This window comes from Proteus genomosp. 6 (assembly GCF_040139785.1).
Classification (GTDB): domain Bacteria; phylum Pseudomonadota; class Gammaproteobacteria; order Enterobacterales; family Enterobacteriaceae; genus Proteus.
On sequence record NZ_JBEEVJ010000001.1, the window covers coordinates 339,455 to 364,113 of the forward strand.

Annotated in this window: 19 protein-coding genes; 13 read left to right on the top strand and 6 right to left on the bottom strand. The window is 38.1% G+C overall.

Going from position 1 to position 24,659, the window contains the following annotated elements; genetic code table 11:
* Window positions 1–78 precede the first annotated feature (78 nt).
* Entirely contained in the window at window positions 79–3,501 is a 3,423-nt protein-coding gene (gene mscK, locus ABN212_RS01480) for a mechanosensitive channel MscK (RefSeq protein WP_198629913.1), read from the top strand.
* On the opposite strand, the gene rsmS is transcribed toward mscK, so the two are convergent.
* A complete protein-coding gene (rsmS, locus tag ABN212_RS01485; RefSeq protein WP_349442752.1) occupies window positions 3,502–3,666 on the bottom strand; it encodes a pleiotropic regulatory protein RsmS in 165 nt (54 codons plus the stop codon).
* A gap of 11 nt (window positions 3,667–3,677) precedes the next feature.
* Complete coding sequence (gene priC, locus ABN212_RS01490; protein WP_109371671.1) at window positions 3,678–4,220, bottom strand: primosomal replication protein PriC; 543 nt, start codon at window positions 4,218–4,220, stop codon at window positions 3,678–3,680.
* A 137-nt stretch (window positions 4,221–4,357) separates the two neighbouring features.
* On the opposite strand from priC, the gene apt reads away from it, so the two are divergent.
* The 11 genes from apt to yjiA all read left to right on the top strand — a co-directional run bounded on the left by apt (window position 4,358) and on the right by yjiA (window position 17,544).
* A complete protein-coding gene (gene apt, locus ABN212_RS01495; RefSeq protein ID WP_036911661.1) occupies window positions 4,358–4,909 on the top strand; it encodes an adenine phosphoribosyltransferase in 552 nt (183 codons plus the stop codon).
* Between the two features lie 254 nt (window positions 4,910–5,163).
* Window positions 5,164–7,137 (top strand): DNA polymerase III subunit gamma/tau, encoded by a 1,974-nt coding sequence (gene dnaX / locus ABN212_RS01500; RefSeq protein ID WP_349442753.1) that lies wholly within the window; start codon window positions 5,164–5,166, stop codon window positions 7,135–7,137.
* Between the two features lie 54 nt (window positions 7,138–7,191).
* On the top strand, window positions 7,192–7,521 hold the full coding sequence (locus ABN212_RS01505; RefSeq protein WP_023580840.1) for a YbaB/EbfC family nucleoid-associated protein: 330 nt from the start codon (window positions 7,192–7,194) through the stop codon (window positions 7,519–7,521).
* Window positions 7,521–8,126, top strand: coding sequence for a recombination mediator RecR (gene recR, locus ABN212_RS01510; RefSeq protein WP_088493661.1), 606 nt, complete (start codon window positions 7,521–7,523; stop codon window positions 8,124–8,126). The genes ABN212_RS01505 and recR overlap by 1 nt, the downstream gene beginning before the upstream one ends.
* Before the next feature lie 245 nt (window positions 8,127–8,371).
* A complete protein-coding gene (locus ABN212_RS01515; RefSeq protein WP_227336451.1) occupies window positions 8,372–9,040 on the top strand; it encodes a vWA domain-containing protein in 669 nt (222 codons plus the stop codon).
* A complete protein-coding gene (locus tag ABN212_RS01520) occupies window positions 9,040–9,795 on the top strand; it encodes a PP2C family serine/threonine-protein phosphatase (RefSeq protein ID WP_349442754.1) in 756 nt (251 codons plus the stop codon). Before ABN212_RS01515 ends, ABN212_RS01520 begins: the two co-directional genes overlap by 1 nt.
* Window positions 9,789–11,264: a DNA-binding protein gene (locus ABN212_RS01525; protein ID WP_198619371.1), complete on the top strand. Its 1,476-nt coding sequence runs from the start codon at window positions 9,789–9,791 to the stop codon at window positions 11,262–11,264. Before ABN212_RS01520 ends, ABN212_RS01525 begins: the two co-directional genes overlap by 7 nt.
* 15 nt (window positions 11,265–11,279) lie before the next feature.
* Window positions 11,280–13,787 carry a TonB family protein gene (locus ABN212_RS01530; RefSeq protein ID WP_349442755.1) on the top strand — a complete coding sequence of 836 codons (2,508 nt, stop codon included), beginning with the start codon at window positions 11,280–11,282 and terminating at the stop codon, window positions 13,785–13,787.
* 336 nt (window positions 13,788–14,123) lie between these two features.
* Window positions 14,124–16,274 carry a carbon starvation CstA family protein gene (locus ABN212_RS01535; RefSeq protein ID WP_109371657.1) on the top strand — a complete coding sequence of 717 codons (2,151 nt, stop codon included), beginning with the start codon at window positions 14,124–14,126 and terminating at the stop codon, window positions 16,272–16,274.
* A 60-nt stretch (window positions 16,275–16,334) separates the two neighbouring features.
* Window positions 16,335–16,541 (top strand): YbdD/YjiX family protein, encoded by a 207-nt coding sequence (locus tag ABN212_RS01540; RefSeq protein ID WP_004245057.1) that lies wholly within the window; start codon window positions 16,335–16,337, stop codon window positions 16,539–16,541.
* A gap of 22 nt (window positions 16,542–16,563) precedes the next feature.
* On the top strand, window positions 16,564–17,544 hold the full coding sequence (gene yjiA, locus ABN212_RS01545; RefSeq protein WP_109371655.1) for a GTPase: 981 nt from the start codon (window positions 16,564–16,566) through the stop codon (window positions 17,542–17,544).
* A 198-nt stretch (window positions 17,545–17,742) separates the two neighbouring features.
* Here the strand turns inward: yjiA and ABN212_RS01550 are convergent, their stop codons facing one another.
* The 3 genes from ABN212_RS01550 to pepT all read right to left on the bottom strand — a co-directional run bounded on the left by ABN212_RS01550 (window position 17,743) and on the right by pepT (window position 22,359).
* Window positions 17,743–19,065 carry a serine dehydratase subunit alpha family protein gene (locus ABN212_RS01550; protein WP_349442756.1) on the bottom strand — a complete coding sequence of 441 codons (1,323 nt, stop codon included), beginning with the start codon at window positions 19,063–19,065 and terminating at the stop codon, window positions 17,743–17,745.
* 676 nt (window positions 19,066–19,741) lie between these two features.
* Complete coding sequence (gene dcuC / locus ABN212_RS01555) at window positions 19,742–21,109, bottom strand: C4-dicarboxylate transporter DcuC (RefSeq protein ID WP_198619374.1); 1,368 nt, start codon at window positions 21,107–21,109, stop codon at window positions 19,742–19,744.
* Window positions 21,106–22,359 carry a peptidase T gene (pepT, locus tag ABN212_RS01560; RefSeq protein WP_198619375.1) on the bottom strand — a complete coding sequence of 418 codons (1,254 nt, stop codon included), beginning with the start codon at window positions 22,357–22,359 and terminating at the stop codon, window positions 21,106–21,108. Before pepT ends, dcuC begins: the two co-directional genes overlap by 4 nt.
* Window positions 22,360–22,803: 444 nt before the next feature.
* Here pepT and ABN212_RS01565 point away from each other — a divergent pair, with 444 nt between their 5' ends.
* Window positions 22,804–24,030 (top strand): hypothetical protein, encoded by a 1,227-nt coding sequence (locus ABN212_RS01565; RefSeq protein ID WP_349442758.1) that lies wholly within the window; start codon window positions 22,804–22,806, stop codon window positions 24,028–24,030.
* Window positions 24,031–24,163: 133 nt separating this feature from the next.
* Here ABN212_RS01565 and ABN212_RS01570 read toward each other — a convergent pair whose 3' ends face one another.
* Window positions 24,164–24,349: a hypothetical protein gene (locus tag ABN212_RS01570; RefSeq protein ID WP_349442759.1), complete on the bottom strand. Its 186-nt coding sequence runs from the start codon at window positions 24,347–24,349 to the stop codon at window positions 24,164–24,166.
* Window positions 24,350–24,659 lie beyond the last annotated feature (310 nt).

The following is a 24,659-nucleotide window of genomic DNA, read 5'->3' on the forward strand; positions in this document are numbered from 1 at the left end:
GTTTACACTGCCAATTTAAAGCAATTGGATTATACTAAGAGACAGTTTTTCAATATTAGTTGAACAAGTTGCTTAACCATGTGTACAAAAACTCTTTTTTCTCAATTTAATAGTCAAATAAAGACGGTTATTACAGCTTCGATTATTGTCTTTATTCTTTGGAGCCTTTCCATTACCGCTGTTTTAGCCGCGGTATCGAGTAATTTACCGACTCAAGAAAGCATTCAAAACCAGCTTAATTTATTAAATAAGCGCAGTGAGTTAAGTGCAGAAGATAAATTAACTATTGCTGATCTCGAGCAATCGCTTTTATTACTTGATGATATTCAACAATTAGAAAAAAAATCGACAAGCTACAATAAAACAGTCGATCAATTACCAGAAAAATTGCGTAGTACTCAATATCAACTCGATCAATTAAAACAAAAAGTCGCTAATAAAGAAGCTGACGATTATAAAAAATCATTAGAGGCTTTACCGCTTGCAACATTAGAATCTCAACTTGAAACGGTATTACAGTCATTACAAAAATCTCAAGATGATTTAGCCAACTACAGTAATGAGCTTATTGTATTACAAACACAACCTGAAAGGGCGCAATCTGTTTTATTTAGCAATTCAGAAAGACTGCAACAAATAAGAACCTTGTTGAATAAAAGCAGTGCTGATAAAGCACAAATGCGTACTTCGGCAGTGCAACTGTTGCAATTAGAACAATATTATCTTCAACAACAAAATAATTTTCAAAAGCGAACTCTCCAATCAAATGTGCAACTGCAAAGCTTATTGCAACTACAGCGAGATTATAGTTCTGCTTATATCGACCTTTCACAAGAGCATGCTCAATTACTTCAGGATGCTATCAATGATAAACGCTTAGATAGCTCAGAGGAAACTGCCAAAGAAGCTCAAAGTACAGGGCTTGAGAATCAGATCATTAATAATGATCCATTTTATTTGGCACAAACAGAAATCAATAAACAGCTTAGCGATAAGTTGATTGTTACCACGCAAAATAATAATGATTTAAATCGCCATAGCTTACTAGTCAAGAATCGCTTAGATAGAGCTATTCAATCTGAACGTAATTTAAAAGAACAAATTGATGTGCTTAAAGGCAGTTTATTACTGTCACGTATTCTGTTTGAAGAGCAAGTTGATTTACCCGATGGTATATTTATTAATAATCTGCCTGATAAAATTGCCGATCTGCGATTAGAACAATTTGAAATAAACAAGCAACGTGATCAAATCATTCAACCTAATATTTATATTGATCAGTTGATGAAAGAGTATCAATCAACACATCCTGAAACCGCTGATGCTAATGCGCAAAAAGAGTTACGCAATGCTTTGGAACTATTAGTTGATGCTCGTAGAGAACTGCTCGATAAACTGAATAACCAATTAGGTAATCAAATTTCGGGTTCGATTAATCTCCAAATGGATCAGCAACAATTACGCAGTGTGGTAAGTTCACTCGAAAACACATTGGCTCAGCAAATTTTCTGGGTAAGCAGTAATAAGCCGATTAACCTTAATTGGTTTGCAGTATTTCCGACTCAAGCGGTTGCCGAATTTCAAGGTTTTAAACTTAACTGGTCAAATGAAAATCTGTTGATCGGGGCTAAGAAATCACTTCCTGTACTTATTGCACTTATTTCGTTCAGTTTGTTGATTATTTGGCAACGTAAAAAGCTAGATATGCAATTTGAAAAACTGAATGCGGATATTAATAAGCTTAATAAAGACTCACAACTGCATACGCCATTAGCATTAGGGATTGTATTTATAAAAACATTACCCCTTTCTTGTATTGTATTAGCAATAGGGTATTGGCTAATTAATAGCTTTAATGTTCAGCAAGAATTTATTTGGTCTTTTGCATGGCAATTTGCGGTATTTTGGCTGATGTTTGAATGGTCTTATCGCTTAATGTCTGACAATGGTGTTGCAGTAAAACATTTTAAAATTCCTCTCGAACGCGTTCAGCAAAATCGTAAACGTTTATTACGATTATCACTGCCAATGTTGCCAATTATTCTGCTTTCAGCTTATGGCATTAATAATCCATTGCTGTTGGTGGGGGATGTTATTGGGCAATTGGTTGCGATTATTTCATTATTTGGTATTAGTTTATGTGCGTTGCCATTTTGCCGTGAAATGTGGCAAGAAAAGGGCAATCATGTTGTTAGAACGGTCGTCATTACCTTATTAACGTTTTCACCCCTTATTTTAATGGGATTGGTTATTTTTGGTTATTACTACACCGCATTGCGTTTAGCAAATCGTTGGATTGATAGCTTATATCTACTCATGCTGTGGTTTATTGCTTATCACGCCAGTTTGCGCGGCTTAACTGTTGCGGCTCGACGCCTTGCCTATCGTCGTGCACTTGAGCGTCGACAAGCAATGCTTAAAGAGAAAAAAGAAGGCGAAGATAACACTCTTGAACCTATTCAAGAACCACCAATGGATATGGATCAAATCAATCAACAATCATTAAGACTGACAACGATGATCTTATTTATCATCTTTGCGTCTAGTTTCTATGGTATTTGGTCTGATTTTATTACGGTCTTTACCTATTTAGATGGAATAACGCTCTGGAGTTACACTTTGCCGACAGAGCTTGGTAATGTCGTTAAAGCGGTTACTGTTGCCGACCTATTATTGTCTGTTTCTATTATGGCAATTTCTTGGTTTATGACCCGAAATTTACCGGGTTTATTAGAGGTATTAATTTTATCTCGTATAAAACTGCAACAAGGCGCTTCTTACGCGATCACAACCATTTTGACCTACATTATTATTGCTATCGGAACCATCGTATCACTGGGAATATTAGGTGTAGCATGGGAAAAACTGCAATGGTTAGCCGCAGCTTTAACGGTTGGTTTAGGGTTCGGTTTACAAGAAATATTTGCAAACTTTGTGTCTGGCTTAATTATTTTGTTCGAAAGACCCGTCAGAATTGGTGATACGGTTACTATTGGTACTTATTCTGGTACGGTTAGCCGAATTCGTATTAGAGCAACGACAGTGACTGACTTTGATCGCAAAGAAGTGATTATTCCAAATAAAGCGTTTGTAACTGAACGGCTTATTAACTGGACATTATCTGATACGGTGACACGTATTATTATTCAAGTGGGTGTTGCTTATGGATCTGACCTCGATAAGGTCAAAGAGATCTTAATGAAGGCCGCTAAAGAGAATGCCAGAGTGATGACTGAACCAGAACCTGTGGTGCTATTTACTGAATTTGGGGCAAGCACCCTGAATCATGATTTGCGTTTTTATGTCAGAACATTAGGTGACAGAAATATTGCAATAGATGAAGTTAACCGCGCTATTGATAAGCTGTGTAATGAAAATAATATCAATATTGCGTTTAACCAACTTGATGTCTATTTGCATAATAAACAAGGTGATGAAGTACAAGAGATAAAACGTCCTCTTGATGGCTCAACACCTGAAGCCAATACGCCTTTTGCTTAATTAAAGGGATGAATGAGTAGATTGTGCCACTAATTTTTTTTCATAATCTTGGCGCACAATCTCGAGGGCTTCTAGTGCTGTTTTAGGATCAATATGGTGGCTTTCAAGTAAATAGATAAGATCGACTGCCAATTGAACAGACTCTGGTGCGTCTTTTAAACTCATTATCACTCCCTTTAAAATTTATCTTCTTGTTTCTCAATGCTCTTTTCGATAGAGAACAGGGCATTTTTGCAGCGCGCAAGGCGATTTTCAAGAGCGGCAATCTCCTTTTGTAACTCTTGTTGCTTCATAAAGCTCTGTGCCTGCGTTAATGAAAGCTCTCTATCTTGGATCATGGCTTGTAATCGGCGCTCATAATCCTGATGTTGGGCAAGCTTTTGGTATAAATCGACACTTTTTTTTCGTTGAGTAAGCTGGTTCTCTTGCTTTCTTAGTGTTTGTGTCGATAATTCACGAGTTAATGCTTCAATTTGTTGTAGGATTTGTGTGGCCAGAAATTTAACTTGCTGGCTTCGTTGTGCCTCAACACAAGCGATTAACTGGGTAAAATTATCGCGGATCTGTTGCATGTAGCCACCAAGGGAATCACTTCGGCGGTGGAATAGTGTCGTGTCGAAGCAAGGTGCTGCAATTTTTTTGTTTGCAATAGGCGCCACTGTTTCGGCTAGATTGTCTATCTGTTTTTTAAATAAGCTTAAAGGATCAGGTTTATTCATCTGGTTCTTGCCCCTGTTTTGATAAAAACATGAATTGACTTAAAGCAACAAAAAAGAGTTGTTAATTGGCTTTCTGTTGCATTTTAACGGCATATTGCATAGATTCTATCGTTTCGTTTTTTATTATGGCACTGATTATGACTGCTAACGCGCAACAACTGCAATTTATTAAAGACAGTATTGAAACCATTCCTGATTATCCAAAAGAAGGGATATTATTCCGTGATATCACTACATTATTGGATAATCCTGCTGCATATCAGGCAACCATTGATTTATTGGTAGAACACTATCAAGGTCAGGGTATCACTAAAGTTGTGGGTACCGAAGCGCGTGGCTTCCTATTTGGTGCTCCAGTCGCTTTACGCCTAGGTGTTGGTTTTGTTCCTGTTCGTAAAAAAGGTAAATTGCCTCGCGAAACGCTCAGTGAAACTTATGATCTGGAATACGGCACAGATACTTTAGAGATCCACAAAGATAGCATTACGGATCAAGACAAAGTATTAATGGTTGATGATTTACTAGCAACAGGTGGCACCATTGAAGCAACTGCTCGTCTGATCCGCCGTTTAGGTGGTACTGTGACAGAAGCTGCATTCATTATCTGCTTACCTGATTTAGGCGGTATCGAACGCTTAGAAAAACAAGGTGTTCATAGCTTTACACTGGTTGATTTTCCAGGACATTAATATCTTCACTGTTTAGAGAAGAACTAATTAAGTTCTTATCGTAAACACAAGTAAGAGTGCGGGTGTTTATATATCATTTATAATTTTTCTATTTTTATAAATGTATATTGCCCGCACAATTGTTACCTCTTATCTTTACCTTAAATTTCTGCTGGTTCTTTCTCCAATATCTCATTTGTTTCTTACAGATCTCGCTCAATAGGTCGTCCCTGTGTTAGCATAGAGATAAATCTTGTTCAAATTTAGCGGAATCAATGAGCTATCAGGTACTTGCCCGTAAGTGGCGCCCACAAACTTTTAACGATGTTGTTGGTCAACGTCATGTGTTGACTGCTTTAGCTAATGGTCTTGATCATCAGCGACTTCATCACGCCTATCTTTTTTCTGGCACACGAGGTGTCGGAAAAACCACTATTGCCCGATTATTTGCCAAAGGGCTCAATTGTGAAACAGGTATTACGAGTGAACCTTGTGGTCAATGTGCAAATTGCCTTGAAATAGAACAAGGGCGTTTTGTCGATTTAATTGAAATCGATGCTGCATCTCGTACTAAGGTAGAAGATACCCGTGAACTGCTGGACAATGTGCAGTACGCGCCAGCGCGAGGACGCTTTAAAGTCTACTTGATTGATGAAGTTCACATGCTTTCTCGTCACAGTTTTAATGCGCTACTAAAAACATTAGAAGAACCGCCAGAGCACGTTAAATTCTTATTAGCGACGACTGATCCACAAAAATTACCTGTCACGATTTTATCACGTTGCTTGCAATTTCATCTGCGAGCATTAGATATTGACCAAATTGCGACACAACTCGAAAAAGTGCTATCAGCAGAGCATATTGAAAATGATGTAAGAGCGCGTCAACTTATTGCACGCGCTGCCGATGGCAGTATGCGAGATGCATTAAGCTTAACAGATCAAGCTATCGCAAGTGGCGAAGGTGTTGTCAGTGCAGAAGTGGTTAGCCAAATGCTTGGCACGATTGATGACGCTCAACCATTAGCATTGATTGAAGCGCTAGTAAAAGCGGATGGTCAACAGGTCATGTCGCTGGTTAATGAAGTCGCTTCAAGAGGTACTGACTGGGAAAATTTCTTGGTTGAAACACTCTCATTACTGCATCAAATTGCGATGTTGCAGTTATTGCCTAGTGAAGAAAATCCTCAAGAGCAATTTACTCAAGAACGCCTACGTTTATTGGCAAAATCTGTTTCTCCACAAGATTTACAACTCTATTATCAAACCTTATTAGTAGGGCGAAAAGAACTGGCTTATGCGCCAGATAGACGCATGGGGGTTGAAATGACTCTGTTACGTGCGCTTGCTTTTCATCCTAAAACAGTGATTGATGAAATACCTTCTGCGCCATTAGCACAAACTTTACCTTCAGCATCATTGCCTACAAATAGAATGTCTGAACATTATGCTCCGCAAACTGTGCAGACTCATTCGCCTCAAGTGGATCACCCATCTTCTTCACCAATAGAAAATAGTGCTTCATTAGGCAATAGCCCCGCAGCACAACTTCTAAGGGCAAGGCAGGCAATAAAGGGGACGGAACAACAAACCCCGCCAAAAAAGTCTGAACCGGCGACGCCTAATCGGGCCAAGCCGGCTGCTAGTGCATTAGAGCGGCTAGCAGCCGTGAGTGAAAAACGCCAGCAAGCAGCGAAGCGTCAGACTAATGCGCCTGAAAAAAAGAAAAAAGAAGAGTATCAGTGGCGTCCGCAAAACCCTGAGTTAATGTCAACGCAAGAGGTTGTTTCTTCACCAAAAGAGATCAAAGAAGTTCTCGAATATGAAAAAACACCTGAATTAGCAGCAAAAATTGCTAAAGAGTCGCAAGAAAGAGATGCTTGGGCGGCTGAAATTGACAAAATGCCACTCCCTAAATTGGTGCAACAACTGGCATTAAATGCGTATAAAGAGACAGTAAACGAAGAAAACGTTATTTTGCATTTACGAACTAAACAGAAACATTTAAATTCTGCAAATGCGTTACGCACGCTTACTAATGCGTTAAGTGAATTGCATGGAAAAGCAATTTCACTCACAATTATAGAAGATGATGATCCAACGGTAAAAACACCGTTGGAGTGGCGACAAGCCATTTATGATGAAAAATTGGCGTTATCGCGTCAATCGATTATTACGGATAAAACGATTCAAACATTACAGCAATATTTTGATGCTGAATTGGATGAAGAGAGTATCCGACCTGTTTAATCGCAACATGTTGTATGACTTCATACTGTGTGGCTTTTACAAAGAGAGACAATTATGTTCGGAAAAGGTGGTTTGGGTAATCTGATGAAGCAAGCCCAACAAATGCAAGAAAAAATGCAACAAATGCAAGAAGAGATCGCAAACTTAGAAGTGACAGGTGAATCTGGCGCTGGCTTAGTTAAGATCACTATCAATGGTGCTCATAATTGCCGTCGTGTTGAAATCGATCCTAGCCTGCTAGAAGATGACAAAGAGATGCTGGAAGATCTGATTGCTGCTGCCTTTAATGATGCTGCGCGTCGTATTGATGAAACACAAAAAGAAAGAATGGCCTCTGTTTCTAACGGTATGCAATTGCCACCAGGCTTTAAGATGCCATTCTAATGCAAACCAGCCCACTTCTTGAATCATTAATGGAAGCGTTGCGTTGTTTACCCGGTGTCGGGCCTAAGTCAGCGCAACGAATGGCTTTCCAACTACTTCAACGCGATAGAAGCGGTGGTATGCGACTTGCACAAGCACTTACGCGTGCAATGTCTGAAATCGGTCATTGCTGTGATTGCCGAACTTTTACTGAAGAAGAGCGTTGCACCATCTGTGCGAATGTTCGTCGTCAGCAAAATGGGCAAATTTGTGTTGTCGAAAGTCCTGCGGATATTCATGCTATCGAGCAGACAGGGCAGTTTGCAGGGCGATACTTTGTCTTAATGGGGCATTTATCCCCTTTAGATGGTATCGGTCCTATGGACATTGGTTTAGATAGACTTGAAGAGCGCTTAAGCCAAGAGACGATTTCTGAAGTGATCTTGGCAACCAATCCGACTGTTGAAGGTGAAGCTACAGCCAATTATATTGCTGAAATCTGTGCTCAGTATGATATTACGGCAAGCCGGATAGCTCACGGCGTTCCAGTGGGCGGCGAACTTGAAATGGTTGACGGTACAACGCTTTCACACTCTATTGCTGGACGCCAAAAGATCCACTATTAACATCATAAATATTTTATTTAAAAAGCACCTTTTACTTAATGTAATGAGGTGCTTTTTTTCATCTAAAATCGCGTAAATGTTCTTAAATTTAATTTAAAACACTCTATTTAAAACCTCAAAACCTGTTTTTTTTCAGAAATATCTTTATCTTCCTTTTATCGCTTTTTTCTTTCTGATGAATTTTGCGTCTTTATGTTACATTAATCATTATCATGAAAAATAATAACTGAATGATGGAGCATCCCATGATCCCTGACGTAGCCTTGGTTGATAACAGTGAACAACGTACCCCTCTGATCTTAGTGCTAGATAGCTCTGGCAGTATGTATGGTCAACCTATTCAACAATTAAATGAAGGGCTTAAATTACTCGAACAAGAACTCAAAAATGATGTGATTGCGGCTAAACGTGTACGTATTTTAGTGATTGAATACGGCGGATATGACCAATGTACGGTTCATGGTGATTGGAAAGATGCTATGGATTTCACAGCCCCTGTTTTAGAAGCTAATGGCACAACCCCAATGGGACAAGCCATTACTTTAGCGCTTGAAGAAATTGAAGCAGAAAAACAGCGCTTTAAACAAGCGGGTGTTGCTTATACACGTCCTTGGCTATTTTTAATGTCTGATGGTGTTCCGACAGACCAATGGGAACAGGCTGCACAGCTTTGTCGCCAAGCAGAAGAAAGCCAAAAAACAGCGGTGTTTCCGATTATGGTTGATGGCGCATCAGCAGAAGTCATGGGGAGTTTTAGTCGTAATGGCGTTAACGGCGTGAAAATGCTTAAAGGGTTGCAATTTAAAGAACTGTTCTTGTGGCTAAGCGCCAGTATGCAGGTTGTTTCACAATCTACACCAGGCGGTACGGCACAATTACCTTCAACTGATTCTTGGGCGAGTGTACCTGTTTGATGAATGATTGGTTAGCTTATGGGGCATCTGTGACAGGCATTGCCCATCAAGAACGTCAAATTCCCTGTCAGGATGCTTATTTTATTCGTCGTAAAGGTGAATATCTTATCGCTGCTGTTTGTGATGGTGCTGGTTCTTCTCGTTATAGTGAACAAGGTGCTCAGCTTGTTGCTCGGTTATTTACGCTACGTATTACAGAGTGGCCAAACATTGATTTGTTAACCGAAAAACAGATAACACAAGGAGCTAAACAACTTATTGAAGATATTCACCTCCAACTTGCTGAATATGCAGAAATAAAGCAGTGTGCGCTTAATGAATATGCATCAACACTGGTTGCATGTTGGGTCGGTGATGATAGTGGCTATTTATTCCATTTGGGTGACGGTATTGCTGTGGTGGAATACTGTGATGGTACAAGTTATGTATCACAACCTGAAAATGGAGAATATGCGAATCAAACTTGGTTTGTAACGTCAGAAAATTGGGAAGCGCATTTACGCGTTATTCCCCTAAATAAACCAGTAAAACAAGTTATTTTGATGTCTGATGGTGTACAGCCTTTTGCCATGAATAAAGCGGGTGATGCCCTTTATGAACCGTTTATCACCCCTGTGATCCGTTATTTAAAAACTGTATCAGAAGATAGTGGAAGTGAGGCATTAGCAGGGACTTTAGCTGATCCTCGAACACACTCAATCACAGGCGATGATAAAACCTTAGTTATTTGCATCAGGGATGAAGAGTTGTGGTAAAAGCGAGAAAGAAAGGGATAGTTCAACCAGTATCTAGGCAATTACAAGATGAAAACGGTAAGATTTATCAAATAGGTGATTTGATAAAAAGTGGTGGTGCGGGTAGCGTTAGCCATATTAATAATGCACCTTTCCAAGTCTCAAAAGTTTATCATGACAAAATTGATAAAGCCTATTATCTGAAAAAGATCACGGCAATGCAGAAGTTAGAACCTGCATTAAAGCCCGTTTCTGTTAACGATACGCCCATTATCCAACTCGCATGGCCTCAAGCACGTTTATACAATAGCCAAAAGCAATTTGTTGGCTTTGTGATGCCTGAACTTGATGTGAAAAATACGATTGAGTTGGAATACATTCTTCAAGAACGCCAAGCCAAAGCGCATGGCTTACCCACGGGAATGGGGGCGAAAGTGAGTCTCGCATATAACCTTTGCTCATTGATTGATGCTTTACATCAGCAAGGGCACCGTATTATTGATATGAAACCGCTGAATTTGCGGTTTTATAAATCAAGTCTGTATATGTCTCTTCTCGATTGTGATGGATTTAGTATCCAAGGTGAGAATACGCGTTTTCCTGCTGGGCAATTTACTGTTGAATATCTTGCCCCTGAATTTCAAGCAAAACAAACCGTTCCAGAATCTCAAGAAGAGTGGCAAGACCGATTTGCCTTAGCCGTTATTATTTTTCAGTTGCTTAATTTTGGTATCCACCCTTTTAGTGGCCGACCTAAAAATGACACTGTACCTACGGATATACCAAGACGTATTGCGGGGCATTTTTATGGTTATGGCATAAAGGCGCATAATTTGATCACCCCAAATGTCGCCAGTGGACATAAACAATTACCTGATAAGCTAAGAACGCTCTTTGATAAAGCATTTTCAGGCACACCTTCGCAAAGACCAAGTGCAAAAACATGGACGACAGCACTTTATGAATATGCACAACCCGAAAAGCAACAGTTAGTCATTTGTCAAAAAGATAAAAACCACCAGCATTTTGCAGGTAAAGCTTGCGCAGCTTGTGCAAGAGAGGCGAAGTTACAGCAAGTTGCAATTACTCAGAAACAAAACCAAACGCAACGTGAGCCAGTTCGTCAAAAAAGAGTACAAAATGCGAATATCCGACAAGCGCCAACTCAAACTACGCCAGCGAAACCTATTCAACCGCCAGCGATATTTATTGCGGTTAAAAATGCAATAAACCAAGTACCCAAAGTCATATTACATACCGCTATTGCCATGATAGTCCCTGTATTTTTGGGGTTATTACTGATGAATTTTATTCCACAAGGAGCCAGCGGTGGTTTAGGTTCTAGTTGGATCGCAGATTTAATCAAAGCGGATTATATTGAGCAAATACTAATAACGATGTTGAGTGTGATGTTTTTAATGGTTTTAGCCATTATCTTGTTAGTTCTTTTTGTTTTCCCTTCAATGCATATTTTGAAAAGAAAGCCATAATTTAGGGAAAATAACATGAAAAAAAGAATAAAGCTGATCCTGATTATTATTGGCGTTATAACGTTACTGTTCCCTTTCTGGTTGCCAGCCTTCTTAGTTTCAACCTTTAGCTTGATTGATAGTTTTAATAGTAAAATTCTCCCCTCATCTGTTCGCTTTGATGAACGTAATTTCTTACTGGGATTATGGTTAGGCTCTCTTATTATGACGATTGTTATGTTATTGCAATCGTGGCGAGCTAAAAACATTTACTATTTATGTGGTGGTGGATTAGTCCTTTTAATGGCGCTGGGGGTGTCATTCTCGGTGATACCAAAGAGTGAATTAGAAGATCGTCGTCGCTTTGTTTTACAAAATATAGAACAATCTGAATGGCAAAATTATCATTATTTTGTTGTTAATAGTGAAAATGAGATCCGTAACATTATTCGGTCTAATCAACCGAAAGCGCTGGCATCTATTAGTGCTATTGAGAAAGCGCGAATTGCTTTACCAGGATTGGATTATTTTAGTGATGATGTGATTGTGGCGACAAAAGCGAAAGAAGCTTATTTAGTTCATACCAAGGGAACATCAGAACGTGCGGAAGCTGTAAAAACACTCAATTTTTATGGCGACTGGCTATTAAATCAACCTGAGATTATGGTCGCTCAGGCATTAGCTTCCCTTTCAAATAGTAATGATGCTCAATTAACGCAATCAGGTATTAATGTTATTGCTGTTGCGCCATTATCACCTGAGGCATGGCAAGTTTTATCACTTACTTATATCGCCCATCGTTCTTTGGATGCACAAATTGAAAAAGCGATGTTAGCTTTAATGGTGGCAGATACGCTCAAACAGGCTAAGCAAGGTCATAATGATATTTCAGCGCAACAATTGTTGAAAAAAGCAATTTCAGAGCTTACTGAAAATCAGCGTCAGGTTTATCAGATATTACAAGCGCGTGTTATTGAAGATCGTTTTTATCGACAAAACAGTACACCACCAGAAGAAGTCACTAAGCTTGCTAATCAGCGATTACCAGTGAGTAATGCAATCAATAATGATTTAACCACTTATCTTGAAATGCAATCAATGATGGGAAAAGAGTATCCCGGAGAAGTGATTGTTGAATCACCTAATGAAGTGAAAAACTTAACTGAGATCCGTTATCCAACAATCAGAAAATATATCCCTCGTGCAGATGTTATTTTATCCGTTGATGTCGATCCTCAAGGGCGTATTTCAGGGCTTTGGGTGCAAAACAGTAGTGGTGTTGATGCTTTCGATGATCAAGCAGTGAAAGCGGCTCGTCATTGGCGTTTTATGCCAAACAAAGACGGATATCGCCAACGTGTGACAGTTCGTTTTGAAAGTACCCGTCTTGGTTGGAAAGAGTATGCGGTTAAGCAACAATCAACATTGATAAAACTGGTTAAAGCTTATGCGAGACAAGATGCAAAAGGGATAACACTGACTGAAAATGCTTATACAGAACTGAAAAAGCAAGCGCCAGAATTAAATGATGGAAGAGAAGCAACTCGCTCCAGCTATGATCCTTATTCATCTTATTACCCTAGATTATCTCAACAACAGCAAGAAAAACGTGCTGCGTTACAAGCCATCTTAAAAGAGTTGCAGACATTGCCTAATGGTAAAAATAACCATGAAAGTTGGGATAACAGTATTCGCTTTTTAAATGAAAAACTCGCTCTTCATCAGGATAATGCCGATATCGTGAGAACAGTGGCACGTTTTGAATTGCAATATTACAACGTAGGAACCAACAATTTAACCAGTTCTCCTAAAATTTATCCTCAAGAGAAAAAATATTGGCAAACTTTATTACTCAATGCGCGTACTCATTTTGAACAGGCCATCGCATTAGAACCCGATCGTGAAGATGTCTGGTTAGGATGGGGTATAACATGGCTCGATGAAGATCCTGAAATTGCAGCAGGGGCATTTGCTAAAGCGTCACAGCAAAAATCAAAAGAAAGTGTTGGTTCGCTGATGCAAATGTTAGAAATGAGAATGGTGATACATACACTTGAGGGCGCTCGCTTAGAACGCTATCAAACCTTACGAGCGCGAATGGATATGCGTTATTTACCTGAAGGTATTGAAGTTAAACCTTCAGATGATTATCTCAGTGATGACTTAACTCAGATTCAATTAGCTCAACGTGTAATACCTGCATCAGATCCTAATAGTAAAGTGATACGTAAGTCGCTAAACAACAAGGTTGTTGAGCAATCAAATCGGACATTTAGTATTGATTTCTCATCAGCGAATATCAAAGGCAGTGATCAGGCATTACCGAAAGTGAATGCACCTGATACAGCACCTAAAACAGGGGATATGATCTTACAACTTGATGTTGACCCTCAAGGTGTTCCTACTGTGGTGCTATTGAAATCTGGCAGTGGTGATATGAGCATAGATAATGCCGTTATTGATGCTGCATATCAATGGCGTTTTAATGGTTCATCTGCTCGAAAAGGTAACGTGCTTTTGATATCCGTTCAATTTAGCCAATAATTACTACTTGATTAAATAATGTTATAAAAAACCTCCTTTTTTGTTAGTGAAAAGGAGGTTTTTTTCTATTTAATGATTTTCTAACTTATTGAAAGAAATAAAATTGTTATCTAGATCACAAAAAAATAGCCATTTCAAAAAGACAGAACCACTCAACTCAAAAAACAGACCGCTTAATTCGTTATACAACCGCTAAGCGATTTTGTCGCACTGTTTATATCTCATTCTTCTTATTATGTAGTAGCGGGCAGTTGTCTCTCATATTCGCTCAAATCATTCTCAGCTGTCCCGCATTACTCTTTGGCTGTTCGGTCTTGCCTGAAAAAAAGGTGTCTCATGAACAAAAATGCATTTTTAAAGCACGTACCTTGGGTGATCCTAGGGATTATCGGTGCTTTTTGTCTTTCAGTGGTTGCGCTTCGCCGTGGTGAACACGTCAGTGCACTATGGATAGTTGTTGCTTCTGTTGCCGTTTATTTAGTTGCTTATCGTTATTACAGTCTTTATATCGCTCAAAAAGTGATGAAGCTTGATCCAACTAGAGCAACACCTTCTGTTGTTAATAATGACGGTTTGAACTACGTTCCAACTAACCGTTATGTTTTATTTGGTCACCACTTTGCGGCTATCGCGGGTGCTGGTCCTTTAGTAGGGCCTGTTCTTGCTGCTCAAATGGGGTATTTACCGGGTACGCTTTGGTTATTAGCTGGGGTTGTGCTTGCTGGTGCAGTACAAGACTTTATGGTGTTGTTTATTTCAACACGCCGTAATGGTAACTCACTTGGTGAGATGATAAAGAAAGAGATGGGTCCTATTCCGGGTACTATCGCTTTATTCGGCTGTTTCCTTATCATGATCATCATTCTTGCAGTGCTTGCGCTTATCGTTGTTAAAGCATTAGCAGAAAGCCCATGGGGTGTGTTCACTGTTTGTTCAACAGTACCAATTGCCCTGTTTATGGGTATCTACATGCGCTATATCCGTCCGGGTCGTGTCGGTGAAGTCTCTGTTATCGGTATTGTATTACTGATTGCTGCGATTTGGTTTGGTGGCGTTATTGCTCATGATCCATACTGGGGACCTGCACTCACCTTTAAAGATACAACAATCACCTTTGGTCTTATTGGTTATGCTTTTGTTTCTGCATTACTGCCAGTTTGGTTGATCCTTGCTCCTCGTGATTACTTAGCGACGTTCCTGAAAATTGGGGTTATCGTTGGTTTAGCCGTTGGTATTGTTATCCTAAACCCTGAACTGAAAATGCCAGCGGTTACTCAATATGTCGATGGTACAGGACCATTATGGAAAGGGGCTTTATTCCCATTCTTATTTATCACTATCGCTTGTGGTGCCGTTTCTGGTTTCCACGCACTAATTGCTTCAGGTACAACACCTAAACTTATTGCCAATGAAATGGATGCGCGTTTTATCGGTTATGGTGCAATGTTAATGGAATCATTCGTTGCGATCATGGCATTAGTCGCTGCATCTATCATTGAACCCGGTCTGTATTTTGCAATGAATACACCACCAGCAGGTTTAGGTATTACTATGCCGAACCTTCATGAATTAGGTGGTGAAAATACAGCAGTTATTATGGAGCAGTTAAGAGAAGTTACTGTGCATACTGCTGCAACGGTGAGTTCATGGGGCTTTGTTATTTCGCCAGAAGAAATTCTACAAACGGCGAAAGATATTGGTGAGCCTTCTGTATTAAACCGTGCTGGTGGTGCGCCTACCTTAGCTGTTGGTATCGCGATGGTATTCCATAAAATCATTCCTGCTGCGGATATGGGCTTCTGGTATCACTTTGGGATCTTGTTCGAAGCGCTCTTTATTTTAACGGCGTTAGATGCGGGTACACGTTCTGGTCGCTTTATGTTCCAAGACTTGTTAGGTAACTTTATCCCTTACCTGAAGAAAACAAACTCGTTCATTCCGGGTGTGATTGGTACTGCGGGTTGCGTAGGATTATGGGGATATCTGTTATACCAAGGTGTTGTTGACCCATTAGGTGGTGTTAAGAGCTTGTGGCCACTGTTTGGTATTTCAAACCAAATGTTAGCGGCAGTTGCTCTGGTATTAGGTACTGTTATCTTAGTTAAGATGAAACGTACTAAATATATCTGGGTGACAGTTGTTCCAGCAGTATGGTTATTAATTTGTACAACATGGGCATTAGGTCTGAAACTTCTCAGCGATGATCCACAAATGGAAGGTTTCTTCTACTTAGCAAATGAATACAAAGCGAAGATCTTAGCAGGTGGTGCTGACTTAACTGCGGCTGAAATTACCAATATGAATCATATTGTAATTAACAACTATACCAATGCTGGCTTAAGTATTCTGTTCTTAGTGGTTGTTTACAGCATCATTTTCTACGGTTTCCGTACCGCAATGAAAGCGCGTAAAAACCCAGAAGATACATCACAAGAAACACCGTATGTTCCTATGCCAAAAGATGTAAAAGTGTCCTCAGGTCACTAATTTAGGTAGATAGGTTAAACCTCCGTGCTGGCTTGCCAGTACGGGGCTTAGGAGAAACTTATGTTTGGTAATTTAGGACAAGCTGGAAAATATCTAGGACAAGCAGCACGTATGCTAATAGGTATTCCTGATTACGATAATTATGTGCAACACATGAAAGATAACCATCCAGATAAGCCTGTTATGACCTATAACGAGTTTTTCCGTGAGCGTCAGGAAGCCCGTTATGGCGGTGGTGATGGTAAAGGCGGTTTTCGCTGTTGCTAATGATCCGTAAAGGAGATAAATGATGGAACCTATTGCAGTGACAATACTGACCGGTTTTTTAGGATCGGGAAAAACAACACTTTTACGTCATATGCTTAATGAAGAGCATGGCTATAAAATTGCCGTTATTGAAAATGAATTTGGTGAAGTCCCTATTGATGATGAAATCATTGGTGATAGAGCCACTCAAATTAAAACACTGACCAATGGTTGTATTTGTTGCAGTAAATCGAATGAATTAGAAGATACGCTATTAGACTTATGTGACAGCCTAGATCGTGGTGAAATCGAATTTGATAGATTAGTTATTGAATGCACAGGAATGGCTGATCCAGGTCCTATTAGCCAAACATTCTTTTCTCATGAGATCATCTGCCAGCGCTACTTATTAGATGGCATTATCACGCTTGTTGATAATGTTCACGCTCAGCAACAACTGGATCAATTTACGATTGCACAATCACAAATTGGTTATGCCGACCGCATTCTGTTAACGAAAACAGACGTCACTCCAGCCTCTCCTGAATTAATGGCACGACTAAGACGTATTAATGCTAGAGCGCCTGTGCATACCGTTATTCATGGACAAATTGATTTAGGATTACTGTTTAACGTAAAAGGTTTTATGTTGAACGATAACCTCGATGTAAAACAGCCTCTGTTTCGTTATCAGGCTGATAAGCAAGATGACATTAATTCGATTGTACTAAAGTTTGATTACCCTGTTGAGTTACAAGAAGTTTCAGACGTAATGGAAAAATTATTATTAAGCTTTGCTGATAATCTTTTGCGTTATAAAGGGATATTAAATATTAAAGACCAACCTAATCGCTTGTTATTCCAAGGTGTACAACGCCTTTATAGTGCTGATTGGGATAGACCGTGGAATGAAGATGAAACTCGTCAAAGTACATTGGTCTTTATTGGTATTCAATTACCAGAAGAAGAGATAAGAGCCAATTTTGATGCATTGATGCCTAGCACAGAAGAGAAGGCTTATTAACCTAATACCCTGTAGTGAGTGTTAAAAAGCAGTAAGAAGTAGAGCAGTAAAGTAACCGTAGTCGTTGAACCGTAGTATCCGTAAATAGCAGTAACGAATATTGATAAGCTCCTGACTTGAGGAGGATCCTGTTCCTAGGATCTTATGTTTCACCCCATAATAACCAATATTATGGGGTGCTTTTTTTAAACGCTCAAATTAGCCATTAGCAACGGCTTTATATTCCATGATCTCAATAATTTGAACATCGGTATGTTGCATTGCACGGCTTGCTAGTGCACATAGATTTTCAATTGTAGAATCAACATCATGAGCGACAATACCGTCATTACCTGTCACATAAGTGTTATCTAGAGCCATTAACACAGCTTTATAAGCTGCACTCGCGCCAGTTGAGACTTTCATCGCACAGCTATTTGAAGCACCATCACAAATCACACCGCTGATATCACCAATCATGCTACTAATTGCCATAGCCATAGATTCGTAACGTTCATCCATTAGCCATGCAATTGCACCAGCTGCGCCCATTGATGCGGTTGTTGCTGCACATAACGCAGATAGTGCAGGGAATTTATGGTGAATATAAATAGCCAGTAAATGGGAAAGCATTAATGCTCTTGCCATTTTCTCTTCGCCAACTTGTAAATATTCAGCAACCACGACAACAGGCATCGTTGCGGCAATACCTTGGTTGCCTGAGCCAGAATTACTCATTGCGGGTAAAACGGCACCCCCCATACGTGCATCAGACGCCGCAGAAGTACGGATCATGATTTCTGATAATAAATCTTTTGCTAATAAGCCACGCTGTTGTTGGCGCTGTAAAGTTTGCCCAATATGTAAACCATAAGTATTGTTCAAACCTTCTTTTGATAGCGCATCATTTAAGTGTGCTGATTCAAGGATAAAAGAAATTTCTTCTACTGGCGTTTGGGTAACAAACTGGTAAATTTCTTGAGTATTGGTTTGGGTTAACGTTTCTTTTATTTCGCAAGGTGATGCAGATTGTTCTGCGCCAGCACAAGTGTTATCAAGAACAACATGACCGTTATGAATAATTTTAACAATATTAGTGTGGTTACCTGCAATAATGACAGTTGCGCTGTTTTCACTATCTTCAACAGTCACTTCGCTATATAGAACTTCTTGGCACTCTTTTTTAATTGAAACATTCACGATGCCCGCGGCTAATAGTGCTTTGCTTTGTTCAACATGCTCTGGTGTTGCATTCTTTAATACTTCAAGACCTGCTTTACAATCACCACCAACGGCACCTAAGCTTGCGGCAATGGATAATCCCACCATGCCCGTACCTGGTACGGTTACGCCCATACCGTTTTTCATTAAATTAGGAGAGACTTCAGCACTAATGCGGGTAATCGCGTGTTGTAAGTAACTTGCTGCTGTTGCAGCCGCTAATGCAAGCGAAATAGGCTCTGTACAACCTAAAGCGGGTTTTACTTGTTGCTTAACTGCCGCTATCAATATTTTCCAACGAGAAGATAATTGTTCTTTCATTGCATGCATCCAATAAACAGTATGAAAATTCAATAGGTTATTCTATTTTTAATACAAACATCATACTGAATTTATGGGAGAAAGTTTTTTCTGAATTTACTAAGATTGCACAAATTTTGAGAAAATATCACCCTTATTAACTTTAAAACTGGTAATTTTTTCTATATCAAAGATAAAGCAACCGTTTTGGCTCTCTTGCAGTATTTATTGATAAAAAGAGAGGCATTTTGTGTTTTTTTCTTAAAAAGAAGTGATGAGAAATAAAAAAGAATGAGATGGTTTTAATATCTAATAATAAGATTAAATAAAAATGCAATAGAACGAATACACCATTCTATTGCTAGTATAATTATCATACTTAATGTGGGCTAACTCAGAATAGTTAAAATAAATGGCAATGAGTGAGTGCGTTTAATACCATGTCATCATTTTAACAAAATAAATAATAGGCGTTTTATTTTCTGCTGTATAAGAATAACATCTTATTGTTTTGTTAATATTTTCATTAATTTAGTGATTTTATCTTTGTTTTAAAATGATTGAGTAAATATATTTTAAATAAAATATAACTAATTTTTTATTTATGAAAATAACAATAAATTATCTTCACTTATTTTTAAGAAGTTTATTATTTGAAAATAACCTGAAGCAACAATTATTGCTTCAGGTATATTTATTAATAATAGAAGATAGCAATAATAGCACTATGGAATACAAAACCGACCATAAGCGGTACTGCTGTTCTCTTTACAACATCAAACGGCTGTAATTTTGCGCCACTCGATACGGCAATGATCACACCCGCCACTGGAGACATACCTCGTCCCATATGTGACGCTTGTTGCATTGGTAAAATCATCGCAATTGGGTTTACGCCCATGCTATGGGCAATTTGTGGAATAAGTTCAACGAAGGCAAGGAAAGGTGCATTACCTGACCCCATAATAATCGCGGCAGCTAATGTTACGACAGCGAAGACCAATGCCATTGCAAATGGTGGTAGGCCAACAGATTCCGCCATAACGATCAGACTGTCTATTGCACCACTGACTTTAATACCATGAGCAAAAACACCCGCTGCGACTAATAATCCCACAACATTACTAAATGCAGAACCCATACCCTTTAAGAAATGCTGGAAGCCCGCACACACTGATTTAAAATCACGTAAGCGTAATGTTTCAATCAGCATGCAAATTGCCATTGAAATCAATACAATAGTGACTACATCAAGGTGAATACCTTCAACAAATAGGCTTGATGAACTTACTGCCATAATGATAGGTAACATTGGCAGTAAGGCATAAAAGCCGGGTACATTTTTATCACTCTTTGCTTCTTCAGACATTTTGCCTAATTGAGGCACAAACCCAGCTTTGCGATCACAATGGCGTTGCCAGAAGATATGTGTAATACCAACGGCTAATACGGTAGCAATCGCCGCAGGTCCTTGGTAATAAAGCACATATTCAACAACGCCTAAATCAACCGCTTTTGCACCACGAATGGCATCAATTGCTGTTGGGGTATAAGCAACGCCCAATGATGTTGCAATTACGCCTGCCGCGGAAGCGGGGGATAAGCCAAGTCCTATCATAATCGGGAACATCGTACCCATTAATAGAACGGCCAATCCTGTTGCTGAAGGAATAGCAAGTTGCAAAATACTTGCGAGTAAAAAAGAGAAAAATAGCAACACATAAGGTGAGCGCATATTTTTCAATGGGCGAGTTGCAACACGGACAACGGCCTCATTGGCACCAATATGATCCATATAATGTGCAAATCCCATCAGCGCCATGATCATTAAACCAAGATCAGCCGCACGGCTACTAAAGAGATCACGCATTACTTCAAAAGGATCTAGCCAGCCAATACCTGTTGTTTTGACATTTTTAGGAAGAATATCTCCCCAACCAAACATCATCGTTAGCGCCATTAAGGCTAAACCCGCCACTAACAAAACAGGTTCTGCTTTATATCCTTTCAAGATCATTCTAGCGACAATAACAACGACAACTAAGACCGCAAGAATTTGGATCATGCTTTAGCTCCAGGTGCAAAACGTTCAGCGGTGATCTTAACGACAGATTTTAAGACATCACTTGCCGCATAAAGCGATTTAACTGGCAGATATTCATAAATAGAGTGGAAGTTATGAGCACCAGTAAAAATATTAGGACAAGGCAGGCCATTTTGAGAGAGTGCTGCACCATCATAACCACCGCGCATTGGGATTGGGCGAGGTGTAATACCATTCGCTTCATAAGCAGCCACTGCAATATCGATAGGATAGCGCTTATCGCCTTGCAGGCTATTAAACACGTTGGCATAACGATCTGCGAGTTTACAAGTGACAGAGCCTTCACCCCATAAACCTTCACAATAATCTGAGAGTTGTTTTAAAAATGCCATGCGGTGCGCATAACCTTTTTCGGTGAAATCACGCACATCCATTTTTAATACAGTACGCGCGCTATTACCTGCTAATTGTTTTACCCAATAATAACCTTCACGGCCTTCTGTATATTCAGGTGCTTCACCGCCCGGTAACATAGCAACAAATTTATGTGCCATTAACAGTGAGTTTTTTAATTTACCTTTGGCGGACATTGGGTGCGCTGATGCGCCTGTAAAGGTGATTTCAACATCGCCTGCATTCCAGTTTTCGTACACTAATTCACCAATACCACAGCAATCTAAGGTGTAGGCAAAATCAGCACCGAATTCTTTAGTATCAAAAACTTTTGCACCACGTAAACCTTGTTCTTCATCTGGCACAAAACCAATTTTAACTGTACCGTGTTTAACTTCAGGATGCTGTTTAAAGTACTGCAACATATCCATAATAGAGGCGATAGCGGCTTTATCGTCAGCACCTAATAGGCTTGTGCCATCGGTCACGATAATATCGTCACCAATATAGTTTTCTAATTCAGGAAATTCGCTTTGACGTAGATAAATATCGAGCTCTTTATTTAAGCAAAGGTCACCACCTTTATAAGGTAAAATTTGAGCTTTGGTATCGTTCGTTTGTTCAGCGCTGGTGTCTAGATGGCCAAAGAAAGCAACCGTTGGCACTTCATAATCAAGGTTAGAAGGGAGTGTTGCGGTAACAATTGCAGTATCACGAATTTTGATATCCTCAACACCTAACGCTTTTAACTCTTCAACTAATTGCAGTGCAAGCACTCGCTGACCTTCTGATGAAGGCATAATGCCAGCAGCGCCATTTTCCCTATTAGTGGTGGTGTTAACTTTTGTATAAGAAATAAAACGTTCAACGAGATTCATGACAAGACTCCATTGTGTTTGATTTTTTGTATTCTCTCTATTAAAGCTTAGTTGTCTCATTTATTGGAAAGAGCAACACCTACTTGTTGTATCATAAAAAAACCAGCAGGGAATTAGAGGAAAATAATTTTTTTTACAGTAATTTTTTAATGTTAATCAATGTTTAATTTTTGGTTTTTTCTTTATTAAAAAAAATCGTGTTTTGTATAGGTGAGGTTATTTTTATTTACTTTATGACTTCTATTTTTGTGAAGTTAATCATTAAACTTCATTTAATTCATTATTATTTCTTTATCATAATTAATATATTTTTTTGAAAGTTATTAAGTTTTTTTCTTAAAATAAATGCTATTTATTTAAAAAAATAGAAAAGAGAAGTGATAGATGAGAGAAATACTGAGAGTAAAATATTATTTATATATAAATAACATGAGTATTATGATAATGAATGGTATCAATGAAATTGGTAGAAAGTCACCCTCTATTGCGAATAAAATAATCTCCATAGGCGGGAGAATAAAACTCTCTATTTCTAATCTATCCATCAAGGTGGTGAATACAATAAATGAATTTATTCACCCTAATCGTTATGAAAATAAAATTATATATAATACAAAGAGTACATTTTTAAAACCTAAAATTTTAATTATCAGTAATGAAGAACAAAACAATATAGATAATGAGATGATAGAGTCTACTCACATAGATAATGAAAAAAATACTTTAAAAGAAAGACTGAATATTCTGAAAGATATTGAGCTTCCGAATGGAGAATTGATTCCAATTGATGAAGCTATTAACGCTCTTCATTCATGTAAACAAGATAGTTTGTTGAAGAGTAAGATGTTATTAATTGATTATATTACAGATATGAAATTTAAACCTCGAATGAATAATAATGTTGAATTACTAGAGAAATCCAATTCTAATTATTTAAAAGAAAGTAAATTTGATGATGCAAGATATGAATCTGTAAATTTTCATTCTTATGAAATAAGTGAACATGATGAAAAAGAATTATCAACGCTATCTAATTTAAATAACGATGATACACCGATAGAATCTAATGATAGTAAAGTTGAATTTCATTCTAATGAAAACAAATTAGATATTGAAAAGGACAAATTTAAATCTTTCTTGATTGAAACAACAAAAGACATATCATTATTAGATAGATTATCAGATGGCGATAATAGTTATGGCTATACTTTTCTTGCTAAAGTCTCTAATTTTTTAGAAGATGATAATGGAATTGAAAATAAAGAAAAATCAAACGGTTTTAATAAGGAAAATTATTTAAATAAATTGGTTGAATCAGATTCTTTTTTCAAATTAAATAAAAAAGTTAATGATATTATTTACTTACAATATTTAAAAAATGAGCAAAGCAAGCATGAAAATGGTGTTGTAGAAGAAATTATTAAGCAGCCTAGTGAAGAGGAGAAATTAAAAGAAACAGAGGAACAAAAAGAAATTCTAGCAGGAAAGGATAAGATAAATGAAAGAAATCTAGCATTGATAGAGAAAGTACATAAAGCTAGATTTAATTTAATAAATAATAATAAATTAATTGGTGGTTTTTTAGATGAAATAGACGAACAGCTTAAAATATCGAATGAAAATAAGCATCTTACATTAAAAGAATTATTGGAGAAAGTTAAAAAAAACTAAAATTATGATGGTGGTGCCCATGGTTTTTATTGTGGCTGTATTTTAAATTTCAATGATGAAATTGATAATGTTTAAAAATAAAAACACACAAAATGGTTTTGTTACCATGCTAAATGACGTAATAGATATCAAGTTACTTGTTTAAATAAAGATAACCACCTTTATAAGGAATAACTTGCGCTTTTTTCTTATTAACTTGTTCTGCACTGGTACCTAAATGGCCAAAGAAGGCAATGGTAGGAATATCGTAATTAAGATCTGAAGGTAGTATTGCTGTTACAATTATAGTGTCGTGGATTTTAATATTCTTAACATCCAACGCCTTTAATTCTTTAACTCATTATAATACAAGCACACGCGGGTCTTTTGATAACGGCATAATTCCCGCAGAGTCATTTTCCCTATTTGTGGTGGTATTAACTTTCGGATAAGAAATAAACCATCAACGAGATTTATTATAAGATTGCATTGTATTTTATTTTTGTATTTTCTCTTTATTTAATCTAAGTCATCTTCTTGATAAGAAAAAAACAACACTTACTTGTACCATAAAAAACGATTAGAATTATAGAAAAATAATTATTTTTTATAATAAATATTTAATATTGATTAATGGTTATTTTTTATTG

Excerpts from the sequence above, each read along its gene's own strand:
- ABN212_RS01540 (WP_004245057.1), top strand. The coding sequence starts at position 16,335 with ATGTTTGGTAATTTAGGACAAGCTGGAAAATATCTAGGACAAGCAGCA.
- priC (WP_109371671.1), bottom strand. The coding sequence starts at position 4,220 with ATGAATAAACCTGATCCTTTAAGCTTATTTAAAAAACAGATAGACAAT.
- ABN212_RS01565 (WP_349442758.1), top strand. The coding sequence starts at position 22,804 with ATGAATGGTATCAATGAAATTGGTAGAAAGTCACCCTCTATTGCGAAT.
- ABN212_RS01505 (WP_023580840.1), top strand. The coding sequence starts at position 7,192 with ATGTTCGGAAAAGGTGGTTTGGGTAATCTGATGAAGCAAGCCCAACAA.
- mscK (WP_198629913.1), top strand. The coding sequence starts at position 79 with ATGTGTACAAAAACTCTTTTTTCTCAATTTAATAGTCAAATAAAGACG.
- ABN212_RS01550 (WP_349442756.1), bottom strand. The coding sequence starts at position 19,065 with ATGAAAGAACAATTATCTTCTCGTTGGAAAATATTGATAGCGGCAGTT.
- ABN212_RS01535 (WP_109371657.1), top strand. The coding sequence starts at position 14,124 with ATGAACAAAAATGCATTTTTAAAGCACGTACCTTGGGTGATCCTAGGG.
- ABN212_RS01520 (WP_349442754.1), top strand. The coding sequence starts at position 9,040 with ATGAATGATTGGTTAGCTTATGGGGCATCTGTGACAGGCATTGCCCAT.
- yjiA (WP_109371655.1), top strand. The coding sequence starts at position 16,564 with ATGGAACCTATTGCAGTGACAATACTGACCGGTTTTTTAGGATCGGGA.
- dnaX (WP_349442753.1), top strand. The coding sequence starts at position 5,164 with ATGAGCTATCAGGTACTTGCCCGTAAGTGGCGCCCACAAACTTTTAAC.
- rsmS (WP_349442752.1), bottom strand. The coding sequence starts at position 3,666 with ATGAGTTTAAAAGACGCACCAGAGTCTGTTCAATTGGCAGTCGATCTT.
- recR (WP_088493661.1), top strand. The coding sequence starts at position 7,521 with ATGCAAACCAGCCCACTTCTTGAATCATTAATGGAAGCGTTGCGTTGT.
- dcuC (WP_198619374.1), bottom strand. The coding sequence starts at position 21,109 with ATGATCCAAATTCTTGCGGTCTTAGTTGTCGTTGTTATTGTCGCTAGA.
- ABN212_RS01530 (WP_349442755.1), top strand. The coding sequence starts at position 11,280 with ATGAAAAAAAGAATAAAGCTGATCCTGATTATTATTGGCGTTATAACG.
- ABN212_RS01515 (WP_227336451.1), top strand. The coding sequence starts at position 8,372 with ATGATCCCTGACGTAGCCTTGGTTGATAACAGTGAACAACGTACCCCT.
- apt (WP_036911661.1), top strand. The coding sequence starts at position 4,358 with ATGACTGCTAACGCGCAACAACTGCAATTTATTAAAGACAGTATTGAA.
- pepT (WP_198619375.1), bottom strand. The coding sequence starts at position 22,359 with ATGAATCTCGTTGAACGTTTTATTTCTTATACAAAAGTTAACACCACC.